Below are 26616 nucleotides of genomic sequence, written 5' to 3'. Positions count from 1 at the left end.
TGCGGTGAGATTTGAAACATACTTATAAAAAAGGTGCCGGAATCCGGCACCTTTGGTTATCAGTTCCTTATAATTAAGCACTCGATAGACAATGTTCACTTTCGTATGGAATATGTTCATTTTCGAACGCCGGCAAATACGCTATGGCTGCATCGTCCATTGTTTTTCCCACTGGAAGAAATCAGGCGCGGTGGCCGGCTTCCCTTCTAACTGCGCAGTGAGATAAGTAATATACATTTTCCAGCGGGGGAGATAAAAATTCCGCATCAAACCACCCCATTCCTTGTTGGCATAATCATGCAGATCTGTTTCCGGGTTGTCCGGCCCCCAATAAGTAATCTGTGTTTTGGCATTCTTTACCAGCAGGGCTTTTTCAGCGGGTGTTTGTCCCATACTCTGCGCTGCGGTTATCCAGGTATCCAGCCTGAAATGACGGCTGCCACTCAGCAACAGGTCTTGCTGCTTTATGAGCGCGAAGAAAGCGTTGGATGTTTGTTTAAATGCTGCCAGGTCTTTTTTCCGGTAGGCAGCCACCATACCGGCAAATACCTCTTCGCCCTGGTTGGCGGTTACCTGGCGCTGGAAATCAATGGCGTCAATTTCATAGGTAGCGTTATCCTTCATTTTGGGCGCTGCCTTCATGAACTCCGCTACCGCTTCGGCAAATTGCCGGATATCATAGTTCCGCTTGCGCGTTCCCCAGGATGACACGGGTTTATCTTCCAGTGTGGGCCTTGCACAGAATACCGACTCATTGGGGCCTTCCTGGTATTGCGGAAAGCTGCTGTAAGCGGTAGCAATCAATCCCTGCCACGCAGCCTGCAACTGCGCATTATCGCTGCCATAACGGTAACGTACATATGATTTTATCCATTCCTTTATGTCTGTTTTCTCCGAATGCCAGGCCAGTTCGAGCATTAGGTCGTAGATCACCGGGTTGTTGTGGATTCCTTCCGGCATAATACCTATGCCTTTGAACTTGGCAGCATACGGACTGTGCGCCGCGCGCCATGTTTCATCTGCAAAGCGCTGCAGCTTACCATAGAGCCCGGACTTTTCCCCAAAGTTGGTGACACTGCACCAGATAAAGGGCGTGCCTTCATATCCTTTGCGGGTTTCCCAGTTGGCCGTATTTTCTCCAAAAAGTTCCTGCACCAGCACTTTCGATTTATCAAGTCCCGCTAGCAGTGCGCCCGAGGGATTGGCCTGCCATCCCTGCAACACCCAGGTGCTACCCGGGAAATGCTGTAACATGGTTTGCTGAATAGTACGGGCGGCGGCGGTTACATCTACCCCTTTACTGATCCCTCCTTCATGAAAGGGATCACCGGCAAAGAAGCGGATATTGCTGCCGTAGAGCTTTTTCATCTCTTCATAATAAATACCGGCTATTTTGGTAAAGGCACTATCTCCGGGCACCAGGAAATCCGGGCGTTGGAAGCCACCCGCCCATTTGCCTTGTTCCACTACCCTGATCTTCATTTTCTCCTTCAGGCTTACAGGGATCATTCCATAAAAGCCCTGCATCACAGGGGCAATACCGAGTCCCTGCATATGGGCAAGCACCTGCTTCTCCAATGTTGTTTGCTGATCGATCATTTGCTGGGTAACCGGCCCGCCCCATCCTTCGAGGTTGCCCATGAGCCACCACGCAGTGAATCCAGGACCTGCCACAAACTTACGGGCCTCGTCGCTGCTGTATCCTAGCCGCTCCAGCGTATGCTGCCACACCGCTTCCGTACCCATGGTAGCGAGCATTACGTTTACGCCATTAAGCGCCATCCAGTCCAGTTCATGTTCCCAGTCCTTCCAGCTGTAGAAGCTCATCGTATAGCTGATGGTGCAATAATTGAGCGCATAACGGTAATCGTAGGAGGTATTGATGTGTACTTTGTCCTTTATGGAGGGCAACGGGGATACCGGCGCCAGGTTATCGCCCATGTGCGACATGGAACGGTGACAATAATACTTCAGGTACCAGTTGAGGCCTGCTGCAGCGGCGCTGGGGCTGGAAGCCATGATTCTTACTTCTTTGCCGGGGGTGGTGATTTCAAATACATCTTTGCCGTTTTCTGCGGGGATACTTTTCAATACCAGCTTATCAGCCAGCCACGGTACTCGGCGTTGTGCCAGTTGTTTCACAGCGGGATAATCCTGCGCAAAAACAGACGCAGACAAGCATAGCAGCAGCGCTGCCAGCAGTTGCTTATTTTTCATTGGTTCACTGTTAGATCAATCAATCTTTAAAGATGGTAAAAAATTATGAATTCCTGATCCTTAATTCATAATTCGTAAATTTAACAGACCTCTTTTCACCAAAACAACCCTGCATGGCTGGACAGATCAATTTGCCGGAGCATATCAAAGGTTTAGATGAAGCAGCCGTTACCGCTTCAAGACAACAATATGGCAGTAATAATCCTCCGGAACCTGTTACCAGTCCGTTGAAAGCCGTATTAAAAGAAATCATGGAAGAACCCATGCTGGTATTGCTGATAGCAGTAACGGCTATCTACTTTGTGATGGGTGAACTTGGCGAAGCCTATTTTATGCTGGCGGCCATTGCGCTGGTATCAGGCATTTCATTTTACCAGGATAGCCGCAGCCGCAAAGCGCTGGAGGCGCTGGAGAAAATGAATGAGCCCCTCAGCAAGGTTATCCGCAACGGAGAATTGAAAAGTTTACCCACCAGCGAAATTGTAAAGGGAGATATGATGCTGGTATCTGAAGGTAATACGATCAATGCCGATGGTATGATTGTACACAGCAATGACTTTTCCGTCAACGAATCCGCGCTCACCGGCGAGGCTTACGCCGTATTCAAGCAAAGCGACAGTGAAGATAACAAAGTGTACAGCGGCACGGTAGTGGCATCCGGACTGGCCATCTGTGAAGTACAGGAAGTAGGCGCGCAAACAAAAATCGGCCAGCTGGGGGAAGCCATCCTTAATATCAAAGAAGAAACAACACCACTGCAATTACAAATCCGGCAGTTTGTAAAATGGATGGCCGTGGCCGGCGCCATCGTTTTCCTGGCGGTATGGTTGTTTAATTATATCCGCAGTGGCAGTCTTACCGACAGCTTGCTGAAAGGATTAACCCTGGCTATGTCGGTTTTACCGGAAGAAATACCAGTAGCATTCACCACCTTTATGGCACTGGGTTCCAGGCGACTCATGCAGATGGGAATCATTGTAAAAAAGATCCGTACGGTAGAAGCGCTGGGCAGTGCTACCGTTATCTGCACCGATAAAACAGGTACCATTACTGAAAACAAAATGAGTTTGCAGGCGGTATATAACGGCGCCGACTATACGCTATATGAAAAAGGCCATTTTCCGTCAGTGCTGATCAGCACGGCGATGTGGGCCAGTGAGCCCGTACCTTTTGACCCGATGGAGAAAACACTGCACCGGCTATACGAAGAAATGACGCCGCTGGATGAGCGTACCAATTACACCATGGTACATGAATACCCGCTGGAAGGCAAGCCGCCTATGATGACGCATATTTTTGAGAATGCTGCCGGCAAACGCCTCGTGGCAGCAAAAGGAGCGCCGGAAGCAATATTGCAGGTTTCCCATCTCCCGGAAAAAGAAAAACAAATGATCCTCGACCAGGTAAATATATTGGCGGCAAAAGGCTACCGGGTATTGGGAGTAGCCACTTCTGATTTTACCGGCAACAATTACCCCGCCACTCAACAGGAGCTGCCGTTTGTTTTTACCGGTTTGCTGGCTTTCTACGATCCTCCCAAAAGCAATATCAGTGAGGTGTTCCGCCAGTTTTACCAGGCCGGTATTAAGGTGAAGATTATTACCGGTGATAACGCCGTTACCACCCGCGCCATTGCAAGGCAAGCCGGCCTGCAGCAGTCAGATGAAGCCGTGAACGGTGATACCCTGATGCAGATGAATGAAAAAAAGATGCAGCAAACATTGCAGTCCGTCAACATTTTCACCCGCATGTTCCCGGAAGCAAAACTGGCGGCTATCAATGCCTTAAAGGCAGATAATGAAGTGGTGGCCATGACCGGCGACGGCGTAAACGACGGCCCTGCGCTGAAGGCCGCTCACATCGGTATTGCCATGGGCAAAAAGGGAACAGAAATTGCCAAACAGGCAGCAGCGCTCATCCTGGTAAATGACGACCTCAGCAACATGGTGGATGCTATCGCAATGGGACGGAGAATTTATACCAATATAAAAAAGGCGGTGCAGTATATCATCTCTATTCATATTCCTATCATACTCACGGTATCGCTCCCGCTGTTCCTCGGCTGGATTTATCCCAATATATTTACACCTGTGCATGTCATCTTCCTGGAAGTAATTATGGGCCCCACCTGTTCTATTGTGTATGAAAATGAACCGATAGAGGAAAACGCGATGTTGCAACCACCCCGGCCCATTACCCAAACTTTTCTCTCTTTCCGGGAAATGAATATCAGCATCCTGCAGGGCCTGATCATTACCGCAGGCGTGTTATCAGCCTACCAGTGGAGCGTGGCGCAGGATGCGGGAGAACTGCTCACCCGCAGCATGGTGTTTACCACACTGGTGCTCGCAAATATTTTTCTTACCTTAGTTAACCGTTCGTTCTATTATTCTTTTATACACAGCATGCGCAACCGGAACAAACTGATGGTTGCCGTAATTGGTATCACCCTGCTGCTGCTGGCAGCAATGCTATATATTCCGCCGGTGGCAAGGTTCTTCAGTATTACCGGTCTTTCACTGTATGAACTGCTGCTATGCACCGCTATCAGCGCAGCATCGGTACTATGGTTTGAAATATGGAAACTGGGGAAGAGAAAATTTCAGCGCAATTTAAACTGATGATATGATGAAGGTATTCACAACAAGGATTATTCCGGAAGAAGGATTATCACTCCTGCAACGTGCGGGCTTTACCGTTACACAGTGGTCGGAAGAAAAGGAGATGACAGCTGCGCAAAGAGTGCAGTATTGCAAAAACAGTGACGCCTTGCTTTTCGCTGGTGGCGAAAAACTGGACCGGGCATTTTTAGAACAATGCCGGCACCTGAAAGTGATCAGTCTTTTATCCGTAGGGTACGACAACGTAGATCTGAAAGCCGCTACAGAGCTAGGCTTACAGATCACCAACACACCCGGCGTATTAAGTAATGCCACCGCCGACACCGCTTTTTTACTGATGCTCTCCGTGGCTCGTAAAGCGTTTTATCAGCATAAAAGAATTTTAAAAGGCGAATGGGGATTTTCTACTCCTACCGCCAACCTCGGTACCGACATAGAAGGGAAAACACTGGGCATATGGGGCCTGGGCAATATAGGCACGGTAATGGCTAAACGCTGCAAGGCTGCTTTTGGCATGAAAATAATTTACTGTAACCGGCACCGCAATGAAGCCGCCGAAAAAGAACTGGATGCCACCTTTGTAACTTTTGATGAGCTGTTGCAACAAAGCGATGTTATCAGCATACATACCTCTCTTACACCGGAAACAAAAGAGAAATTTAACCGGGAAGCCTTCCGCAAAATGAAGTCCACTGCCATTTTCATTAATGCGGCGCGTGGAGGCATCCACAATGAAACAGACCTCATTGCCGCTTTACGCGAAGGAGAAATATGGGGCGCCGGACTGGATGTTACCAATCCCGAACCCATGCAACCGGATAATCCACTGCTGGAAATGCCTACCGTAGCAGTACTGCCGCACATCGGCTCCGCCACACTGGAAACCCGGAACGCCATGTCCAGGATCGCTGCACAGAATGTAATTGCTGCGTTAACCGGCCAGCCGGTGCCGAACCCGGTGAATCATATTTATGACCTGTAAACAAATACCGCGGTTGATTGTTGGGCTGGTACAATTCAGTAACTTTAGTTAAAGCACAGCAGCATGAAAAAGGTCGCTATCATTGGCGGATTACGTGTCCCTTTCGTAAGATCCTTTAAAGAGTATAACCATATCAGCAACCAGGAAATGTTGACCACGGTACTGAGTGCATTGGTGGACAAATATCAGCTTTCCGGGAAACGGCTTGGAGAAGTGGCGCTGGGCGCATTACTGAACCGCTCCACAGATTGGAACTTCGCCAGGGAATGTGTACTGGGCACTTCCCTGGACCCGCATACGCCCGCCTATGGCGTACTAAGAGCCTGTGGCACCAGCCTGGATACCACTATACAGCTGGGACTCCGTATTGGCTGCGGACAAATAGATACCGCCATCAGCGGCGGCAGCGATACCAACAGTGATATCCCATTGCTGTTTCAACAACAGCTCGCATGGAAGCTGGCTGACCTGCGCGCTGCCAAAACCTTTTCCCAACGGTTAAAAATATTCGCCTCCATCCGCTTCAAGGATCTGAAACCATTATACCCTTCCATCGTAGAACCCAGAACGGGATTATCGATGGGCCAACATACTGAAAAGATGGTGAAAGAATGGGGAATTACACGGGAAGAACAGGACGCGTTGGCCTACCAAAGCCATATGAATGTCGCAAAGGCGTATGAGGAAGGCTTCTTCAATGACCTCATTATTCCTTACAAAGGCGTGAAGAGAGACACTATTGTACGGGCAGATACCACGCCGGAGAAACTGGCTGCACTGAAGCCGGCTTTCGACTTCAGCGGCAAAGGTTCCTTAACAGCGGGTAACAGCACTTTATACACCGATGGCGCGGCTGCTTTATTGATGGCCTCCGAAGAGTTTGCCCAGCAGCAGAACTGGCCGGTACTGGCGCACCTCGTGGATGCAGAAACTGCCGCCGTGGATTATGTGAACGGTGAAGGCCTGCTAATGGCGCCCACCTATGCTGTGGCACGCATGCTGAAACGCAATCACCTGAAGCTCCAGGATTTTGATGTTTATGAAATCCATGAAGCCTTCAGCGGGCAGGTACTTTGCACGCTGAAGGCATGGGAAGATGCCGCCTATTGCAAAAAACTCGGATGGGATACGCCGCTCGGAAGCATCGATCGAAACAAATTAAATACCAAAGGCGGCAGCGTAGCTATTGGCCATCCCTTTGCAGCCACCGGCGCCCGCATAGTTGCCCAAACCGCTAAGATATTGCAACAACGGGGCAGTGGCCGGGCATTGATTTCTATCTGCACCGCCGGCGGCATGGGCGTAACGGCTATCCTGGAAAGATAAGCATCAATTCCTCCTTACTTTTTTAACGATGCCAGGTAGGTAACCAGGTCCACCAGTTCCTGCTGCGGCATGGCCGTAGCAAGGCCGGTAGGCATCAGGGAGTGTTCATATGCTTTCCGCGATACGATGCTGCTCTTCTGCAGTTTTACACCCTGGCCACCCGCCGTACGCACATCCACTTCGTCTTTTGTTTCCCCTGCAACATAGCCCAACACCTGTGAGCCATCTTTCAGTTTAAAGAAATAGCCTTCAAAGCCAAAGCTGATGCCGGCATCCGGTTCAATGATGGCGTCGTAGATAGCGCTTTTGGTAAGCTTGCTGCCAATTTCTGTTAAAGCAGGACCAAAGTTCACACCGGAGTTTCCATCCAGGTGACAGGTAGCACAATAATTATTAAATACTTTTTTTCCTCCGGAGATGTTGCCCGGCAAGGCTACCAGCTTATCTACAGGCGGCAGCACGTGGTGTACGGCTGCAGGCTCATAATAGGCTACAGCTTTGGCCTTGATGTCTTGCCGCCATGCGTTGGTGAGTACTGCCCTCGCCACCGTATCCAGGTCGGCAGGAAGTGATTTGCCTTCTACCATATTCCACAGATCTGCAAATCCGTCCCATCCATGACCGAGATTGCGGGTCGCCTGCTGCCGTAACGTTAAAGGGTATACGTTGTTACGCATCAGTGAAGCAAGTAACGCACGGTTAGTGCGATCCTGCGCTTTGCCAATGGCGTTTATCAATATAACGCCGGATACTGAATCCTTTTTTGAAATGGCTTTGATTACCAGCGGCTGGCCGCCGCATTGCAGGAGGGTTTTCATGGCGTATCCTTGAATGTCGTCGCGTTTTGACTCCAGCACCATCTGCAAAAGCGCTTCATTCTGATCACGGACATGATACTTTAACACGAGGTCGATGAACTCCATATGTCCTTTAAATGCACTCAGGCTGTTGCGGAGCAGGACTTCAATATCCCGTGTTTTGGGCACTGCTTTCGCATCCAGTTGTATAAATGCCAGTGCATTGATATAGGCTTGTTGCGGGTGCTGGCCTTTCAGTAATCCCAGCAGCACCGGTGTGCTTTCTGCGGCGGGATAGAAATCGAATGCGCGGAAATAACGTTTGTTTTGCAGGGGATCTGTACCCGGTTCCAGGATCAGCACCGCTAACAACGGTAGTGCTGCCGGTGTTCTGGCGCGCCAGATAATATCGTGGTCTGCTGCGGGATTTTTTGTATTGGGTGGCAATTTCCGCCACTCGTTGAAGCAGGCGTCCCAGTTGCCATCTGCCGCGATGCCCAGTGCTTCCAGGTACCACCGGTCTTTCCCGTTGTATTGTGCAGCGAGCAGTGCCCAGTTGGCCGGCATGTCTTTTTCGCGGCTATGATGCATGGCCAGCAATAACTGGCGGCGCACAGCGGCAGAAGTATCTGCCACCAGCAGATTGCCATAGGATACACCGGTTTCTTTGGCAGCGCGGATGGCGGTAATGCGGATATCTTCATCTTTATCTTTCAGCGCTGTTTGCACATACCCGTTGCCGTTAGGCAGCCTGCTGAGCAGCCACAGGGCGCGGGCGCGGTAGCGGGAGTTATCACTGGCATATAGTTGCTGCAACTCCTTTTCTGCGGCTGCACCCATGCCGGACAGTTTCGTCCAGGCAAGATAACGGGTACTGAGATTAGGGTTCTTCAATGCAGTAATGGCATCGGCCGCGGTGTTGAGCACCGGTGGCTTTACTTTATACTGGCTACCGGGAGGGGCTATACGAAATACCCGTCCCCTGTTCAGGTCGCCTACCTGGTGACCACCAACACCGGGATCATACCAATCGGCTACAAACAGGGAACCATCCGGTGCCACACATACATCTGATGGCCGGAACCACTGATCGGAACCGCTTTCCAGGATATTTTCAATGGTGGCCGTATAGCCGGCACCGTATTTTTTTACAGGATAGGATCTTACCACATTATGGCCGGGCTCTCCGTGGATCATCTGGTTACGGAAAGGAGCGGGCAACAGGTCGCCTTCATAGATCACCATACCGGTAGGTGAACCTGAACCGGTTTGCAGCAGGTTAGGCACTACACCGGGATCATTGAGATGCCAGTGCCGGTAAGGAATAGAATCTTCCATATTCATACGGCGGGATGACCAGCCAGCGCCGGTCATCTCATCCGTATAACCATAGTTGCCGTATTCAAGAATATAATTGATGCGAACACCCCTGTTACCATCGTCGTCGTTATCACTCTGCCACATGTTACCAAAAGCATCCACCGCCACTTCGTAGTTGTTGCGGAAATTATGTGCCATTACTTCCAGGTTGCTGCCATCTTCATTACAGCGGAAAATCATTCCCTGCCGGTAAGGCTTTCCCTTGTTGGCGATAAGGTTACCCTCTGCATCACGGATAACGTTTCCATTTTTATCAAGTATGCTGTCGCCGGCATTACCGAAATTAAAATACAGTTTTCCATCAGGACCAAAAGTAAATGAGTGGATGGCATGATCATGCTGTATGCCGCCAATACCGCGGAAAAGCAATTCCTTCTTATCCGCTTTATCATCTCCGTTGGTATCTGTAAAAATAAAAACGTTCGGGCTGCAAGACACAATCACTTTATTTCCCAGCACGCAAATACCTAATGCTGCATTAATGCAGGTATCCTGGTAAAACACTTTGGCAGTGTCTGCCTTACCATCGCCGTTAAGATCTTCCAGGATCATAATACGGTCACCGGCAGCCTTGTAGGGATGACCGGGATTTAATTCATTGCGGTAATTATAGGCCTCGGTGATCCATACCCGCCCCTTTTCATCAATATCCATGTTGGTGGGATTCATGATGTTGGGTTCACTGGCAAACAGGGTTGTTTCCAGGCCGGAAAGTGTTTTCAGCCCGTGTACGGCATTTTCAGGCAAGCGTTGCTGCGCTTCCGTTAGTACAGGCGGGATAGCCGCAGGTTTATTGGATTGGCATGCGCTGATAGCAACGGATACCATAAATAACAATCGGTGAATGTATTTCATATACGTGGAAATAATTAAATGTCAATATAACACGTATTAAAAGTAATAAAATAATTCACATTTTTTCATAAAAAAACCCGTCCCGGGAAACCGGGACGGGTGGTCCATTGTCATCCATTTCACCGAATAAATAATTCGTTGTAGGTATAGTGCAGATACCATGCCGGAAATGAATAAACAGATGAGGATTAAAAACTTAGTGCAGTATTTTTTCCAGTTCTTTTTCCAATGCTTCCCCCCTCAGATTAGTAGCAATAATGCGCCCCTGCGGATCGAGCAGGAAATTCTGCGGAATGGAATGAATCATATACAATTTCGCGATATCACTTTTCCACCATTTCAGATCGCTCACATGATGCCATACAAGACCATCCTTTTCAATAGCAGCAGTCCATTTTGCTTCATCACCAGTTCTGTCGAGTGAAACGCCCAGGATATCAAAGTTCTTATCTTTAAATTTATTGTATGCTTTTACCACGTTAGGATTTTCAGCGCGGCAGGGGCCACACCAGCTCGCCCAGAAATCAAGCAATACATATTTACCTCTCAGGTCAGATAACTTCAGCGTTTTACCATCAGGAGTAGCAGCAGAAAAATCAGGAGCTACCTGGTTCTTTCCCAGTAATGCAGAAGCTTTCAGCAGTTCGGCTGCTTTTTGCCCGAGGCTTGACTGCCGCAATGCCGCTGGAAATTTATTAAACAGTTGCTGCGTACCTTCCACGTCTTCCACGCGGCCACCCATGTTTTCATAAAGGGTCGCCAGGCTCACATAATAATCGGTGTGTGCGAGCATAAACTTTTCCTGCAATGCATCTTTCTCTGTTGCCAGTTTTCTGAAAGCCATGCTCAGCGCATAATAACCGGTAGTATCTCTCTCGGCCTGCGTCATCATTTTCTGACCGATAGCGCGAAGGGAATCCATACCTTTTGTAACAGGCGCCAGCGCCGCCTCCATTTCCTGCTGTTGTTTGGTAATGGCGGAACCTTTGATCACTGCACCGGACAATGCGTTGGTCTCACCAAGCGTTTTGAGTGTGAAGGTCATCTTGTCGTTCGGCGTAATGTACAGGGCCTGGTTGCCACGCAGTGGTTTATCTGCCGCTTTGGTCGCTACGCTTAACATCGCCGCTAAAGTATCGGTTACTTCATACTGCAGTTTGAAAGCGCCTTTTTCTATCAGGGCAGAATCCAGCTTTTTGTAGCCGTTACCGGATACATTGAAGAGGTAGATGTACTCCTTGTCAAAAGCCGCGGGTATTTTACCGGTAATGACAGACTTCTTTTGTGCAAATGCACCTGAAACGGCTACTGTTGCCAGGCAGCCGAGAATCATTTTTTTCATACGATGAATGATTGGTTGGTTTTGCCCGAAAGTATAAAAATGCGGCAGCCCCTTCAAATGCTTAATGACAGGCGGTCGATGAACCATGTTTACCGGCGTGACTCAGGGAATGAGTACCAGCCTGCTGCCGCCGGGTACTTCCCGCGTCCAGGCAGCGGATATTTCACTGAGAGGCATCTCTATAGTATTAATCTGCAGTTTCCCTTCGGCGGTATTCTTCATAATTTCGGGAAGCATTTTAAAGATGGCTTCTATAGATACGCTGCCAATACCACTTCCCAGGATCTCCAGCCGCGAACTGCGCAATGCGCCGGAAGGGAGCGAAATAGGATCTCCTGCCATAGCACCCACCTGTATGAGGCGTGTACGCGGTGTTTCCTTCGCCATACTTTTAGTCATTAGTGCCGTGATAAGCGCCATTACCGGCTCGCCCCACAGGTAATCCAATACCACATCATAAGGCTGGGTGGCAAAAGCTTTTACCAGGTTTTCGGGAGATTGATCCAACGCGATGCACTCATCTGCTCCAAGCCCGCGCAATTTTTCCAGTACGGCTTTATTGCGACCGGCGGCAATTACTTTGCCTGCCCCAAGCAATTTTGCCACCTGTACTGCCAGTTGACCGGATGTGCCGGTAGCGCCTAGCACCAACACCGTTTCCCCTTGTTGCAACTGGGCCCGGTAGGTTAATGCCATCCACGACGACATAGCGGGATTAAAAATAGCGGCGGCAGTGGCATCAGTAAGGTTGTCCGGCACCGGGATATGCCAGCCGGGAGTGGTAATGCTTAATTCTGCGAAAGTGCCATAAGGCTTACGTACGGCGCCGAAATATACCCGGGAGCCGTCTGCCAGCAGCCCTATACCATCCACACCAGGAATAAAGGGCTGATCGCCACCCGCAGAATAATGCTTTCCCGCTGCAATAGACTTTACTACATGATGTATGGCCGCGGCCTTTACCTGTATGATTTGTTCTTTTTCTCCGGCGGCAGGATCGGCGAAATATCCATATTGAGGAGCCTGACCGGGTGTTACAATTGCTGCATTCATCTTCTTTGCGTTTTTATGTTACAAAGGTGCACGACGAAAAAACAGGATCACTTTACATTTGTTAAGAAATTACCGCTGGAGTTTATTCCTGATCCGGCTAAGGGATACAGGGGTAATGCCAAGATAGGAAGCTATGTATTGCAGGGGGACCCTTTGCAGGATGTGCGGTTGCTCACGTATCAGCGCCTCATAGCGCTCCTGTGGCGTGTCACGGATCTGGGATATGAACATTTTAGCGTAACGCAGCAAACGCTGGAAAGTAATTTCTTCCATCTTCGACCTGAAACCCGGCATACTATCAATTACCAGGTCCATGTTTTCTTTCGAGATCTTATAGAGCCGGGCGGCAGTAATAGTTTCTATTGTACACATACTTGGCTGGCCGGTACGAAAACTTTCAATAGAAGACACCCCTTCTCCCTCAAAGAAAAACTGGAAGGTGGTATCTTTCCCTTTATTGTTAAACCACACGCGCACCGCTCCTTCTATGATGAAATAAGCATACCGGGATATTTTGCCTTCCTCCAGCAAAACAGACTTAGCAGGTACGCGGATATCTTCATAGAGGTGCTGGTACCGCGACCAATCAATGTATTCAGATCCATTCATAAGTGTTGCAGCTGAAAATATCCGAGATAAATGGGATCTGCTGCCACACCATTTGCCGGGCTGATCTCCAGTGTATACCTTTCTTTGAGATGCGCCGGTAAAATATCTTTTACGGTATGCACATCATCCACATCTACGCCATACTTATCATCCACATGTGAAGTGGCTTCTCCAAATGAAGTATGCTTGTAAAAGGCCGTTTGTTTGGATGCCCGTATTGATGCACCGATGTCTTTCTGCACGCTGAGGATCTTGTAATGAAATTCTTCCATTTCATCAGGCTTGTAACCGCCCAGGTTCAGGAAAAATAATTGCATCTCCTGGCGCAGAGGCTCCTTTTTCTCCACTACCCTGATCCGGTGGTTATCCACCATATTCACTTCCCGGTACCCATCAATGTGAAGTTTATCTTTGGCCTCCGGCCAGAAGGCCTTCATATCAGGAATCAGGTCACGCAGGTGATGACCGATTCCAAAAAAAACATCGTGTTGTTCGGTATGACGCCCTTCCAGCGAACATCCCAACACCACCATGAACAATTTTAACTCTGCCATTTTTTTACAGTTTGCAGTAAGAAAGGTACAGCATTTTTAGTTCCTGTTCATGGCTTCCCGGAGCTGTTTTTCTTTGTCTGCGCTCCAGTATTTGCAATCAAGGCTCATAAAAACGGAAGAATAGGCCAGTGTGCTGTTTGTTTTCAGCACCACCACTTTAAACAGTCCCGCTGTTTTATCCATCTTAGAAAAAACGGAATCATGCAGTAAGGTTTGTACGGACTGTCCTTTAAAAATCTGTTGCAGCGTATCGCGGTAAGCAGCGGCGCCCGGTACATATAACAACTCTTTATCCATGTAAAGGGTTGGCTGAACATGAGTACTGCGATCCAGCCCTTGAACCGTATAACGTGCCACTTCCGGCATCGCTGCACCGGTATTGATATACACCATTCCGGGCGACGACTGCAGCGGGAACGCCTCATCGGCAATAATAATCCAGTTACGGTGCCCCAGCAGCGGCAACAGGCTATCCAGCTGCAGTTGCCACGATGGCTTTGCCACAGCAGCTACTGGTCCGTTTTCCATCTTACAGGAAAACAGCAATATAACTGCTATGGCCAAACGAAAATATGATTTCATAAATTATACGATAGTAAGATGAAAATGCTGGCCGGCCTTCAATTGCAGTGGTGCGGACAGTTGAATAGTTACAGCGCCGTTTTCTTCTTTGAAAGTGGCGGGTATTTTCTTATCTCCCAGCAATACCTGCTTCGCGCCGGTATGCTGCAAGCACAGTGTATTTATTTGCAGTTGACCATACTTCAACTGCAGTGTATGCCTGCTCCCCTGTTGTGTATAAGTTCCCCAGCCTTCGGCGGTGACAAAAGGCGCTTTGAAATGCTCCTTGTTCATAGCAGGTGCAAAGGCGATAAAACCTTTAGGACCATGATAGCGGAATCCGCTGGCAGTAATAAAAGTACCATAGCTGGCCATCGCCCGCGCATAGTGATCACTGCATTCAATTTCGTTAAACGGATTACGCTTTGCTGCATGGTACCGGTCGTGTACGGCGCGGGTAAGTGTAAGCGCTTCATCTGTCATCCCTTCCGCCATCATATGCGCCGCTACCTGGTGTTCAAAGCCGCTCATGCATTCATTAAAGTAACCGAGCTGCCAGGCATTCTTTACGCCGAATGGAAATTCTTCATTGCGGGGATTCGTATTCAGGATCATACCTCCTTCGCCTGCGAGGGCATAGGGCCGGCCTCCGGGATGAGCGGCGATATAAGGTCCCACGTCTGTCTTAAAATTATATTTATACAGCGCCTTTAAAGCCGACAATGTTTTTTCACGGTCAATTACCCGGTCCATGCCTACCTGGAAAGCCCAGCTCTGGCCATATACCTGGTCGATATGACAGGTATTGTAAGAGCCGATCACCGACCTCCCCTTTACCTTATCCGGCTGATGAATAAAATATTCGCCGTTGAATAACTGCGTTTCCATGTTCCGTTTCCCTTTCTCCGTATAGTCGTTGCAGATAGCAGCGAAGGTGGTGTCATTTACTTCTGCGGCCATGAGTGCGGCGGCTTTAACAGCGGCGATACACAGGCCTACTATCCAGGCAATTTCCCCGTCCCAAACGGCATCCAGTGTATTCTCCATCGGTGTGTCTTCCATGCCGTCGTTATTACGGTCCTGGCGGATCAGGAACAGGGTGGCCTTCTTTATATTCGGCCAGTTTTGTTTCAGGAAAGAATGATCCCTGCTCATCTGGTGCTCGCGGTAAATACGCAATATGGTGCCTGCTTGTCCGTCGATAGCCGGGCGCTTTTCTGCTTCTCCACGGAACAGGATGCCGCCATCAGGCATTTGGCCGATGCCGAGGTCTACCCGTTGCCGCGTGTCGCGCTCCAGCGCCGGGAAGATACGTCCAACAGCCTGCGCATACTGCCATACGTGCGTGCAGGTACCTTCGCAGGCGCCAACGCCTTCCCAGGCATAAAAACGTCCGGAACGGAAACGGTGTGCCGTGGTGGTTGCCAATGTTGATATGTTGAGAAAAGTACGTTCCATAAACCACCATGGCAGTGATGCATCGTACCAGGTATCTTTCCACAAGCGGCTTTCACCGGCCAGGCGCGTATAATTTTCCTGTACGTATTTCATTACTGCCGATGCATCGGTAAATTTATTGGCATAATAACGTCCCTCACCCTGGATATCTTTAAAATGCAGATTGGCCGCATACCAGGAGATCGCAAAATCAGTACGTATACTCTTGCCCGGTAGTATCGTATGCCTGGTGGCAACGGTGCCGGTCAGCTTCTCCCCAACTCCTTTTACTGCCTGCTTTGCAGACATCAGGGAAAAATGTGCGGCCGTTAATTCACCAGGGGGCATCGCCGGGTTTACCATTACTTTACTACCTGCTGCAGCAATACAAAAATTTCCATAGTCGTACTGTTTTTGAAAATCCTCCTCATTGCCGCTTTTAGTACGTACTGTTTCATAAATGCCCTGCCAGTTCTTTCCTTTCACAGTAGTATTTACGCGTTCATGGGCATCCCCGACAGAATAAATAGCCGTCTTATTTTCCAGCCATCCGAGAACGGTTGCAGTAACAGGTACGGTATCTTTGTTCTCTATTTTATAAGATAGAATGGTTACAGGCAACCCGGAATCATCTTCATTCAAAGGAATAAAAGGTGAAAATGCTTCCAGCGTTACAACAACCGGCAGCGCGGGATCTGTATAACGGATAGTGGCCATCGGGTAAGTGGCTTCAAAACTGATTTCAGGCCAGCTTTCTTCATCGAACCGGCGGATAATGGTTTGTTTGCCCCAGGTAAGCTGCAACGCAAATCCCTGGTCGAGCGGCCGGATATTTTTCGATGGCTCAATATAGCAGGCGCCATCCCTGGAGCGTACTTTTTTGCCACCATCCAACACATTGGCGCTATAGTTAACCACTTTGGGTTCTATTCCTTCCTGGTTTTTATTAAAAATGTCCCAGAGCCACAGGCGGCCATCACCGCCGAGGTACACCGTGCCACACATAATACCTCCCACCGGCATACCGATGTATTGCAGTTCATTTTTGCTTTTAAGATAAGTGGTAGCGTTGCCACGTTCATACAGGGAAGCGATCCAGGCGGCATCCGGTTGCCGGGTGAACAATAAGCGGCCACTTTCTGCCATAGCGCTGCCTAACACCGGCAGGCGCACCGTTAATGCGCCAGCCATTGTTAAACCAATATTTCTTAGAAATTTCCTGCGTTCAATACCCATAAAAAAGTGTTTTATTTCCAGGCAGCTGTTTGTACCAGGTTTTTATTTTTATCGAGGGCCGATTGTCACCTATACCGGCATTACAGAAATTGGCAATTTTGGAAAGACCGGTCATCACGCGCAGGCATAACGCCCTAAGGGCATTACTATCATTGTTCAATGTCATATCTTCCTGCCTGGTATTAATCATAACGGTGGTAAAGCAATATATACAACCTTCTGGAGGGATCCTACCGTATGTTAAGGTAGCGTCAGGAAATGTGAAGAAATCATCAGGGATCGCTTTCGCGAATTTTGTCTTTCTCAGGATTACACTGATTTTGTTGATTACCAGGATTAGATTTTGTTGCTGATTTTAATCTTGATTTTTGTAAAATATCAGGGAAGATAACAGCGGATATATTCGCTACTATCTTCTCTAATCCTTATAAATCCCGTGAACAAAATCTAATCCTGGTAATCAACAAAATCAGCGTAATCCTGAGTAAGACAAAATCCGCGCTACCATACAAACGTAGCCACTTCTCCCCCGCGAAGGGATGCAGCCGCCACTTTGCCTTTTGCTTTGATCTGGAAGTCCTGCGCCGCCGCATCGGTGTTTACCACAATCAGTACGGTTTTGCTGCCAGGCGTTAAAAAGGCGACGTTATCAAGCGGACCGGCAATATTGGAAGCGATTCTTATGGAACCGGCAGGAACAAATTTAGATGCATGGCCTATTACGTAGTAGGAGGAGTTGCGTGAAATAGCCTGTCCATCAATGGTAATGCCACCGAGGCATTGGGAGCATCCACCCTGATCGGTATGCGGATTCCAATGCGCATCAGCGGCGAGATTCCATTGCAATACATTGCGGCTCCAGTTACGGGTGGCGCCTACAATCAGTTTGCTGACATTATTTTTCAACTCGCCGGAAAAACTGCCTTTTCCATCAGACCATTGCTCTGTGAAGTAAAGGTGCTTTTCCGGGAACTCATCATGTACTTTACTCAGTGCATCAATAGTGCCGCCATACAGGTGAAATGCAGAGCCATCCACGTAAGGATAAGCGGCTTTGTCTCTCAGAATAGTGAGCGGGTATTCCGGTTTATCACAGTTGTGATCATACAGGATAATTTTTGTTTTGACGCCGGCCTTTTTAAAAGCGGGGCCCAGGTGATCTTTAATAAAGATGGCCTGGTCTTCCGCCAGCATCAGCATGCTCGGATTATTTTTAGGATGTAAAGGTTCATTCTGGATGGTGATGGCATCGATGGTGATGCCAGCGGCTTTCATCGCCTTTACATATTTTACAAAATATTGGGCATAAGCGCCGTAGTATTGCGGTTTCAGGCTGCCTCCAATAAACGAGTTGTTTGTTTTCATCCAGGCTGGCGGCGTCCAGGGAGAGCCTAAGATTTTAATACCCGGATTTAGTGCGGTAATTTTTTTCAGCACAGGGATCAGGTCTTTTTTCTCTTCGTTGATATTGAAATGCTTCAGTTCCGGGTCTGTTTGTCCTTCGGGCATATCGTCATAGGTAAATACAGAGGCGCTCAGGTCGGAGGCGCCGATGCTGAGACGCAGGTAGCTGATGCCAATGCCATTTCCCTTTGTGAGGAACAGTTCTTTCAACAACGCATCCTGTTGCGCAGCAGGCAGCTGGTTGATCAGCGTGGCGCTACCACCGGTGAGGGTAAATCCGAAGCCGTCTATCGACTGGAATTTCTTTGCGGCATCTACCTCAATGGTGGCGATACCTTTATCCTGCGCGGTAAAAGGCAATGTAGTTGTTTGTTGCTGCAGCGCGATGGATTTGTCGGGAGATGTTAACCAGTAACTGATCTCTTTATTTTTTTTCTGCTGACTTTTTACTGGCTGTATACTTCCTGTCAGCAAGGCGAGGCAACATAGGAGTTGTCCGGTTCTCTTCATCATAGCAAAACAAATTATTAATCGGTAAAAGTATTCAGGAAATTCCGGATTTTCTTATTTGGAGCAATTGTTTCGTTAGAAAATATCAACCTGAATTTTATTGCTCAGGCGTACGGTCTATACTTCCAGTATAAATGCCAGCGCCCTTTTTTCTGACCAGTAAAAATCTTCTCCAAACTTCACAAAGCCTACATGGCCTCCCTGGTGCGGAGTTTCCAGGAAAAGGTAGGGACTATCGGCCGCTATCTCATAAGGGTAACACTCCTTTCCCAGGAACGGATCATCTTTGGCGTTGATCACCAATACCGGTATCCGGATAGAGGACAGCAACGGCCGGGAACTGCATTGTTCCCAATAGGTAAGGGCGTCTTTAAACCCATGCATGGGCGCCGTATAGCGGTCGTCGAACTGCCGGAAAGAACGGATGTCCGCATACCGGTCGAGGCTGATGCTTCCCGGAAACTGCAGCTCTTTCAACCGCAGCTTTTCCCCCAGGTCGCGGATGAACCGCTGCATATAGATGATATTGTGTCTTTTCTCTAACTCCGCAGAGCCGCTTTTCAGGTCACACGGCACAGAAATAGCCACGGCCGACTTTATAGCACTGTCCAGCGATGCGCCCCTTTCTCCCAGATACTTTAATGTTACATTCCCTCCCAGGGAAAAGCCTACAAGGTGGATGGCCTTATATTTTTCCAGCGATACCAGGTATTGGATCACGGTATGCAGGTCCTCCGTTTCACCGCTATGATAAAAACGCAGATTTTTATTCGGTTCGCCACTACACCCCCTGAAATTCATGGATACCGTGTCAAACCCTGCACCATTGAAGATATGCACCATTCCCAGCACATACTTGCGGGTGGCGTTACCTTCCAGTCCATGCAGGATCACTACAATACGCTCATTCCCCTTTTCACTAAAATCCAGGTCCAGGAAATCGGCATCTGGCGTAGCAATCCTCTCCCTCCTGTAAACCGCCGGCCGGATGCTGCGGAATAAAGAGGGATAAATGGTAAGCATATGGCGATTCTGCAATAAAAAAGGCGCCTGGTAATCTGAGTTATGTAATACGGGCATCCTGCAAATTTACGGATTCAAACACCTTAATCCGTATTTTCGCGGCATGTCACTTCCCGTTTTTGGTATAGAGAAAATATTTAATCTCCCTTACAAAAAGGAAGATTTTAAAATAGTATATCATGCACCGATCAATATGACGGTGATACCGGAAGCGCATAAACATGACTTTTTCATGCTGCTGGTGATTAGCCAGGGAAGCGGTGTTCATACCATCGACTTCAACGACTACAAAGTGAGCGCCCGCAGCGTTTTTTTCCTGGCACCGGGCCAGGCGCACCACTGGCAGCTGTCGAAGAATACCAGCGGCTACCAGGTGATGTTTTCTGCGGAGTTCATGTTACAAAAAGGGCCCCTGTGGCCTTTTTTCACACCATCGTCCAAACCGGTATTAAAGCTGGACAACGCACCGTACGACCAGCTTTTCCGGGAACTGCAGCTGATGGAGCAGGAAACCGCCGCCATTATTACGCAACACCGGCTGCAGATTGTGCTGCTGTTGCTGCAGCGCTGGTACGCCGCCATCCACCCGGAAGAAGTGGCTGCCGCGGGGAATCACCTGGTCAACCGCTTCCTGCTGCTGCTGGAGAAACATTATGCGCAATATCATGAAGTGGCCTACTATGCTGCCAAACTGCATGTTACAGCCAGTTACCTGAACCAGGTATGTAAGAAGGAAACCGGCAAAACCGCCGGCGCCTACATCCGGGAACGGCTGCTGCTGGAATCCAAACGCATGCTCACACTCACCGATATGGATATAAAAGAAATCGCCTTTACGCTGGGCTTTAATGATACTTCTTACTTCTCCCGGTTCTTCAGAAAATATACGCTCCTTACCCCCATGGATTTTCGGCGCCAGTTATAAAATGTACCCGTGATATTATAACCAGTACCATTTTCCACCTCCATACGGGGATACCTTTGCTGCTATAGCATAACATTCGTATGAAAAAAATACTGTTCTCTTCGCTGATACTGTTTTGCGGGATATCCGCATTCAGCCAGCAAAAAAAAGCCGACCTGCTGATCAGGTCTGTACGCATCATTGATGTAAAAACCGGTAAAATCACTGCCAACCAGGCCATCGCGGTGCGCAACGACAGTATCATTGCTGTGATAAATAACAAACAGGCCACGCAATACCAGGCCACGCAAATGGTAGATGGGCAGGGTAAATATGCCATGCCCGGCTTATGGGATATGCATATGCACTTTGGTGGCGGCGACACACTGGCCGAAGAAAATAAAAACTTCCTGCCGCTATATCTCGCCCACGGTATTACTACCATCCGCGATTGTGCCGCAGATATCAGCACAGACGTTTTAAAATGGCGCGATGCCATCAACAACGGCCAGTTACAGGGTCCTACCATTTTCACCTCCGGTCCAAAGCTGGAAGGTTACAAATCCGTTTGGCTCGGCGACCTGGAAATAGGTACTTCCGCAGAACTACAACAGGCGCTGGATTCCCTGCAGAAACTGAAAGTCGACTTTGTAAAAATTACAGAGAATACCATTAAGCCGGAGATCTACCTCGAAGCATTAAAAGAAGCCAGGAAGAGAGGGATGTTCATTTCCGGACACGTACCTTATGTACTCACCATGCAACAGGTAACAGACGCAGGACTCAGCTCCGTAGAACACCTGACCTATGCCTGGAAAGCCGGCGTAAAAGATGATGCGGCTTTTGCGCGTGCCATCGCCAATGGTGAAATCAAAGGAAAAGATATCAATAAATATATCCTCAACAACTTTGATACCGCCGCTGCTATGAGCACCTACCGTCACATGGCAGAAAAAGGTACCTTCATAACGCCAACGCTTACACTGGGAAATGTAATGGCGTACTTTGACCAGGATAACCACGCACACGATCCCTACCTGCAATATATTGGCAAAGGTATTCAACGCACTTATGAAATGCGCGTGAAGCGCGTAATAGCAGATGATAGCGCTGCCATTGCCTGGCGCAAGATGATCTATGAAAAATCATCTTCTATCCTGCCGCTGCTGCAGAAAGCCGGCGTTACCATTATGGCCGGCACCGATGCTGGCTACCTGAACTCATTTGATTATCCGGGCAACGGTCTTCACCAGGAACTGGCACTAATGGTAAAGTTCGGATTAACTCCGTTACAGGCACTACAGGCCTCCGTGATCAACTCACCCGCTTACCTGCATAAAACCAATTATGGCGCTATCGCTCCCGGCAAAAAAGCAGACATCCTGCTGCTGGATGCCAACCCGTTAGCTGATATCCACAACACACAGAAAATCCACGCCCTCGTAGTAAAAGGCAAATTCCTCAACAGATCCGCGCTCGACGGCCTGCTGGAGCAGGTAAAAGCCAACGTCGCGCGTACGAAGTAGAGCGCGGATTTTGTCTTGGCTCAGGATTACGCTGATTATACTGATTACCTGGATTTTATTCTTTTGGATTTTATAAAGGATTAAGGGAGATAGAAGCGAATATATTCGCTCTTATCTCCCTTAATTATAAATCTAAAAATCCAAAAGTAAAAATCAAACTAATCAGTATAATCAGCGTAATCCTGAGCCAAGACAATTTAAAAGCGCCGAAGGCGCCCTACTCTATCGCCGAGAACAGCCGCCCCCAACGAATACGGTTATGATGAATGCTCATCCAGATGATCCAGGCTTTGCCCACTACATGGTCTTCGGGAACATAGCCCCAGAAGCGCGAATCCATCGACTCGCGGCGGTTATCCCCCATCATCCAGTAATAATCCATTTTGAAGGTATAGGTATTGGTTTCCTGGTTGTTGATATAAATTTTTCCGTTTACTACGCGTAGCGTGTTATGTTCATAGGTATCTATAATGCGGCTGTAAAAGGGCAGTGTAAGCGTGTCCAGCGTTACGGTGGAACCTTTCCGCGGGATATATAAAGGGCCAAAGCAATCTTCATTCCACTCGTAGTGTTTTGTAGCAAAGGGAAACACCCTGGAATCCGCGAAGGCGTCATATACATAACGTTTTACGGTAGCGGCCATCGACTTCAGGGTATCTATATTGGCGGTGGTGAGGTTGTAAATAAACATACCTGAATCGCGGGTAGCCCGTTGGATATGGTCTGTTCCCAGCACATCCCGCATAGAGTCGCTGAGTTCTTTCTTATCCGGCATGGTAACATAATACCTCGCTTCAAAATGTTCCGGTGAAGCGGTAGGTATATGATTGATATACACGATGCCATCGATGATCTGCAGCGTATCACCGGGAATGGCAATGCATCGCTTGATCCAGTTTTCTCTTTTGTCGACCGGCCGGGTTATAGCAGGAGGATAATTTTTATGAACGTATTCCGCACCAAGCGACCGCATATTCGTGTAGTAATCCTCATCATCGCCGGTAATGGTTTTCAGTACGGTATCCCCGCAGGGATAATTAAATACTACCACGTCGTTTCGTTGAATACTGCTGAAACCCGGTAACCGTGTATAAGGCCATTGAACAGCTGTGGAAAAGGGTGGGGTGTTTCTGGTAAACGGAAGGGTGTGATGGGTAAAAGGCCAGGCCAGTGGTGTGATGGGGATACGCGGACCGTAACTGATTTTGCTGACAAAAATAAAATCGTTGATCAGCAACGTTTTTTCCATAGAAGCGCTGGGGATAACAAAAGCTTCAAAGATAAAGGTACGGATAAGGGTAGCGGCAACCACAGCAAAAAGAGCAGCTTCTATCCATTCTCTCACCTTCGATTTCTTCCGGGTACCTTCCTCCGGCTGCTTTACATCGCTGAAAGAAAAATTCATTTTACACGTGGTTTTGGATAAGTAACTACTAACAATTTAATTAATTATACCCACATCTTTTCAAAATTTACAGGAACAAAAAAGGCTGCTGCAATGACGCAGCAAGCAAGGCGTACAAACCTTTACAGCAGTATCATACAGCTGAAAACAAGGGTTGCTGCAGCGAGGTATCTGTGTTATTGAAGCCAGTACATCCTGTTGTACTATTCTACCCGTTTCCGCAAAAAAGTATTACCTCCCGTTATCCTTTTTAAAAAATTTCAACAAGATAAAATCGTTTTATTAAATTGCTCTGCGTAACCACTTCAGTAGTTGCACATTTACCCACGTTCCAAACATAATTACCATGCATACGTCGAGACGTTCTTTCATACAACAAACCGGGCTGATAGCCGCAGGTATGATGTTACCCGGTGCGCTGGCCGCCATGAACGGCAACAAAGCGCTGCCAAAGAAAATAGGTTTACAGCTGTATACCCTCCGCGACCAGCTGGCCAAAGACCCCAAAGGCACGCTGGCCAAAGTAGCAGGCATCGGCTACAAAGAAGTGGAAACGTTTTACGGCTACCAGGGAGCGGGCGACAAAGCTGAGTTCTGGGGACTGAAACCCGCCGAACTAAATGCCGTGCTGAAACAACACCAGCTCAGTACGCCCAGTGGCCATTACCAGCTTAACGACTACCTCACCAAAGGCAATGGCAACGCAGATGCACTGCAGCCACAAATTGACCTGGCCGCCGCGCTCGGACAACAATATTTTATCGTTCCTGTACTGCCCCTCTCCCTCTGGGATAAAAAGCTGGGCGTAGATGATTATAAGTTCATGGCCGAACAATTGAATAAAGCCGGCGAACAATGTAAAAAAGCCAACCTGAAAATCGGTTATCATAACCATTATTGGGAGTTCAAACCACTGGCAGACAACCCCGGCACCGGTTATGAGATTATGCTGAAAGAAACAGATCCTGCACTCGTTGCCTTTGAACTGGATCTTTTCTGGGTCGTAAAATCCGGGCACGATCCCATTACGCTGTTTAAAGAAGCACCAGGCAGATTTGTCGCCTGGCACGTGAAAGACATGGACAAAGCCAATACTGCCAGTCTTACCGCTGCAGGCACAGAAAACAAAACCTCGATGGAACTGCTCTCCGGCGTTACCTTTGCAGAAGTAGGAACCGGCAGCATCGACTTCTCCAAAATATTTGCCCAGGCAAAACTTGCCGGTGTAAAACACCTCTTTGTAGAACAGGACAAAATCACCATCGAACCATTCGACAGCGTAACGCAGAGTTATAAATATGTGAAGAACGTTTTGTTGAAATAGCGAATTTTGTCTTACTCGCTGATTACGCTGATTATACTGATTAGCCGGATTTGAACACTTTTGATTTTAAAAGATTTGGGGAGATATAAGCGGATACATCGCTCTTATCTCCCTTATACTTACCGGTATTTATACTGATTTTGTTAATTTTATAAAGGATTGGGGAGACATAAGCAAATATCTGTTTATATCTCCCAAAATCTTTTAAAATCCCAAAGTAAAAATCCGGTTAATCAGTATAATCAGCGTAATCAGCGAGAAAGACAAAATTCGCGTAGTTTTGCACCAAAGCAAGTAACCTATGGCGATGCATGAAATTGAAACATTGGTGGAACTGTCTGTTCTTTGCCTGGATAAAAGCCAGGAAGAAGGACTTGATCGCAGGAGCCTCTTTTTTAATCTGTACAAATTACAACAGCAATACGACACCGGCTTTACCCATTTCCGGGTAATGGATGTATTAATCAAACATCATTTCGTTTATACCTTTCCCGTTACTGCGCATCCGGCCTATGCCACGCATGCGGCCTGGTTTGATGCACTGGCTGCCAGTCAGAAATTCAGCTTTATTTATGAAGAGCCTACTGCTGAATGGGATCAGGAAACCAATCCTGTAGCGGGTTACGCCAATTTCGATTTTGCCACCCAATCCTATATTTTATATTGCGATGCGGGATCTTCTCTCTGGGCCGCTATGGTAGCCCATGGCGCTCTTACCGGCGACGATGCCGCAGCGCCGGAAAAGATAGATACCTTCCCGCTGGCGCATGAAGTGGCGGAAGCAGCCGGCGAACAAAAAGATAAAGATGTGCTGGGCCTCTGGTACCAGCTCCTTCCTTACATGGTAATGGAGGCAGAACAGGAAGGTGAGCCCATTCACTACAAAGCACTGGAAGCCATACTGGAACTGGTAATAGCCAACGACGCCATTCCTGATGAAGGATTGCCGCCGGCAGATGAACTGCCCGTAGGCGGTGAGTTGGGGAAATTCTGTAAGTGGTGGTACGCTCCCGCAGCAGATAAAATGCCCGCCACCGCGCCGGAAGATGTGGAAGAAGAAATAGACCTCGAAGCCGTACCATTTACAGAACAGGTAGATAAAAGTGCTGCCTGGTACGAACAACAGGTGGTACAGATCCTCCAGGACGCCAATGCTGCCATCACGCACATGGAAGACAGCGGCCCCAATGAAGCCACACAGCAAAGCGTGTATGAGCGCCTGCAACAAGGATTAGTGTACGCCAATAAAGGACTGGAGCTATCACCCGGTCAGCCGCCACTGCTCATGAACAAAGGCTCCATACTGATGCTGCTGGAACAATACGATCAGGCACTCACCGTTTACAACGAAGCACTCGCCATTGCACCCGAAAATCCATATGTGCACCTGAACCGTGCGGTACTCTTTTACCATATGGAACAGATCCCTGAAGCCATTGCCTCTTTTGAACAACTGCTGCAACTGGAACCGGGCAATGAATTCGCACAACAGTGGCTTTCACATCTGAAAAGCTTATAAAACGATTCCAGGATGTTGGGTTTACATATGC

18 protein-coding genes are annotated in these 26616 nt (G+C 48.3%); 7 read left to right on the top strand and 11 right to left on the bottom strand.

Annotated features, from left to right (window positions below; genetic code table 11):
- Window positions 1-141: 141 nt before the first annotated feature.
- Complete coding sequence (locus tag QFZ48_RS17755; protein WP_429063115.1) at window positions 142-2217, bottom strand: alpha-N-acetylglucosaminidase; 2076 nt, start codon at window positions 2215-2217, stop codon at window positions 142-144.
- 113 nt (window positions 2218-2330) lie between these two features.
- Between QFZ48_RS17755 and QFZ48_RS17750 the strand changes: the two genes are divergently transcribed.
- The 3 genes from QFZ48_RS17750 to QFZ48_RS17740 all read left to right on the top strand — a co-directional run bounded on the left by QFZ48_RS17750 (window position 2331) and on the right by QFZ48_RS17740 (window position 7146).
- Entirely contained in the window at window positions 2331-4838 is a 2508-nt protein-coding gene (locus tag QFZ48_RS17750) for a cation-translocating P-type ATPase (RefSeq protein ID WP_429063114.1), read from the top strand.
- 4 nt (window positions 4839-4842) lie between these two features.
- Window positions 4843-5820, top strand: coding sequence for a 2-hydroxyacid dehydrogenase (locus QFZ48_RS17745; protein WP_429050730.1), 978 nt, complete (start codon window positions 4843-4845; stop codon window positions 5818-5820).
- A 63-nt stretch (window positions 5821-5883) separates the two neighbouring features.
- Entirely contained in the window at window positions 5884-7146 is a 1263-nt protein-coding gene (locus QFZ48_RS17740) for an acetyl-CoA C-acetyltransferase (protein WP_429063113.1), read from the top strand.
- A 14-nt stretch (window positions 7147-7160) separates the two neighbouring features.
- On the opposite strand, the gene QFZ48_RS17735 is transcribed toward QFZ48_RS17740, so the two are convergent.
- The 9 genes from QFZ48_RS17735 to QFZ48_RS17695 form a co-directional block, all read right to left on the bottom strand.
- Window positions 7161-10178, bottom strand: coding sequence for a PVC-type heme-binding CxxCH protein (locus QFZ48_RS17735; protein ID WP_429063112.1), 3018 nt, complete (start codon window positions 10176-10178; stop codon window positions 7161-7163).
- Between the two features lie 196 nt (window positions 10179-10374).
- Window positions 10375-11520: a redoxin domain-containing protein gene (locus tag QFZ48_RS17730; RefSeq protein WP_429050733.1), complete on the bottom strand. Its 1146-nt coding sequence runs from the start codon at window positions 11518-11520 to the stop codon at window positions 10375-10377.
- A gap of 102 nt (window positions 11521-11622) precedes the next feature.
- Complete coding sequence (locus tag QFZ48_RS17725; protein WP_429063111.1) at window positions 11623-12573, bottom strand: quinone oxidoreductase family protein; 951 nt, start codon at window positions 12571-12573, stop codon at window positions 11623-11625.
- A 69-nt stretch (window positions 12574-12642) separates the two neighbouring features.
- Window positions 12643-13182, bottom strand: coding sequence for a Crp/Fnr family transcriptional regulator (locus tag QFZ48_RS17720; RefSeq protein WP_429050735.1), 540 nt, complete (start codon window positions 13180-13182; stop codon window positions 12643-12645).
- On the bottom strand, window positions 13179-13736 hold the full coding sequence (locus tag QFZ48_RS17715; protein WP_429050736.1) for a DUF1543 domain-containing protein: 558 nt from the start codon (window positions 13734-13736) through the stop codon (window positions 13179-13181). Before QFZ48_RS17715 ends, QFZ48_RS17720 begins: the two co-directional genes overlap by 4 nt.
- A gap of 36 nt (window positions 13737-13772) precedes the next feature.
- Complete coding sequence (locus tag QFZ48_RS17710) at window positions 13773-14318, bottom strand: hypothetical protein (protein ID WP_429050737.1); 546 nt, start codon at window positions 14316-14318, stop codon at window positions 13773-13775.
- A 3-nt stretch (window positions 14319-14321) separates the two neighbouring features.
- Complete coding sequence (locus QFZ48_RS17705) at window positions 14322-16970, bottom strand: GH116 family glycosyl-hydrolase (RefSeq protein ID WP_429063110.1); 2649 nt, start codon at window positions 16968-16970, stop codon at window positions 14322-14324.
- 501 nt (window positions 16971-17471) lie between these two features.
- Entirely contained in the window at window positions 17472-18887 is a 1416-nt protein-coding gene (locus tag QFZ48_RS17700; protein WP_429063109.1) for a glycoside hydrolase family 30 protein, read from the bottom strand.
- Between the two features lie 114 nt (window positions 18888-19001).
- The gene (locus QFZ48_RS17695) at window positions 19002-19964 is read right to left on the bottom strand and encodes a YheT family hydrolase (protein WP_429050744.1); all 963 of its coding nucleotides are present in this window, start codon (window positions 19962-19964) and stop codon (window positions 19002-19004) included.
- A gap of 46 nt (window positions 19965-20010) precedes the next feature.
- Between QFZ48_RS17695 and QFZ48_RS17690 the strand changes: the two genes are divergently transcribed.
- Window positions 20011-20832, top strand: coding sequence for a helix-turn-helix domain-containing protein (locus QFZ48_RS17690; protein ID WP_429050745.1), 822 nt, complete (start codon window positions 20011-20013; stop codon window positions 20830-20832).
- Between the two features lie 80 nt (window positions 20833-20912).
- The gene (locus QFZ48_RS17685; protein WP_429063108.1) at window positions 20913-22337 is read left to right on the top strand and encodes an amidohydrolase family protein; all 1425 of its coding nucleotides are present in this window, start codon (window positions 20913-20915) and stop codon (window positions 22335-22337) included.
- A gap of 217 nt (window positions 22338-22554) precedes the next feature.
- Here QFZ48_RS17685 and lepB read toward each other — a convergent pair whose 3' ends face one another.
- Entirely contained in the window at window positions 22555-23742 is a 1188-nt protein-coding gene (gene lepB, locus QFZ48_RS17680) for a signal peptidase I (protein ID WP_429063107.1), read from the bottom strand.
- Between the two features lie 346 nt (window positions 23743-24088).
- Between lepB and QFZ48_RS17675 the strand changes: the two genes are divergently transcribed.
- Window positions 24089-25066, top strand: a complete 978-nt coding sequence (locus QFZ48_RS17675; RefSeq protein ID WP_429050748.1) for a sugar phosphate isomerase/epimerase family protein — start codon at window positions 24089-24091, stop codon at window positions 25064-25066.
- Window positions 25067-25367: 301 nt separating this feature from the next.
- The gene (locus QFZ48_RS17670; RefSeq protein WP_429063106.1) at window positions 25368-26585 is read left to right on the top strand and encodes a tetratricopeptide repeat protein; all 1218 of its coding nucleotides are present in this window, start codon (window positions 25368-25370) and stop codon (window positions 26583-26585) included.
- The last annotated feature ends 31 nt before the right edge of the window (window positions 26586-26616 follow it).

Source organism: Chitinophaga sp. W2I13 (assembly GCF_050434005.1).
GTDB lineage: Bacteria > Bacteroidota > Bacteroidia > Chitinophagales > Chitinophagaceae > Chitinophaga.
This window is presented reverse-complemented; position numbering and strand designations above follow the sequence as displayed.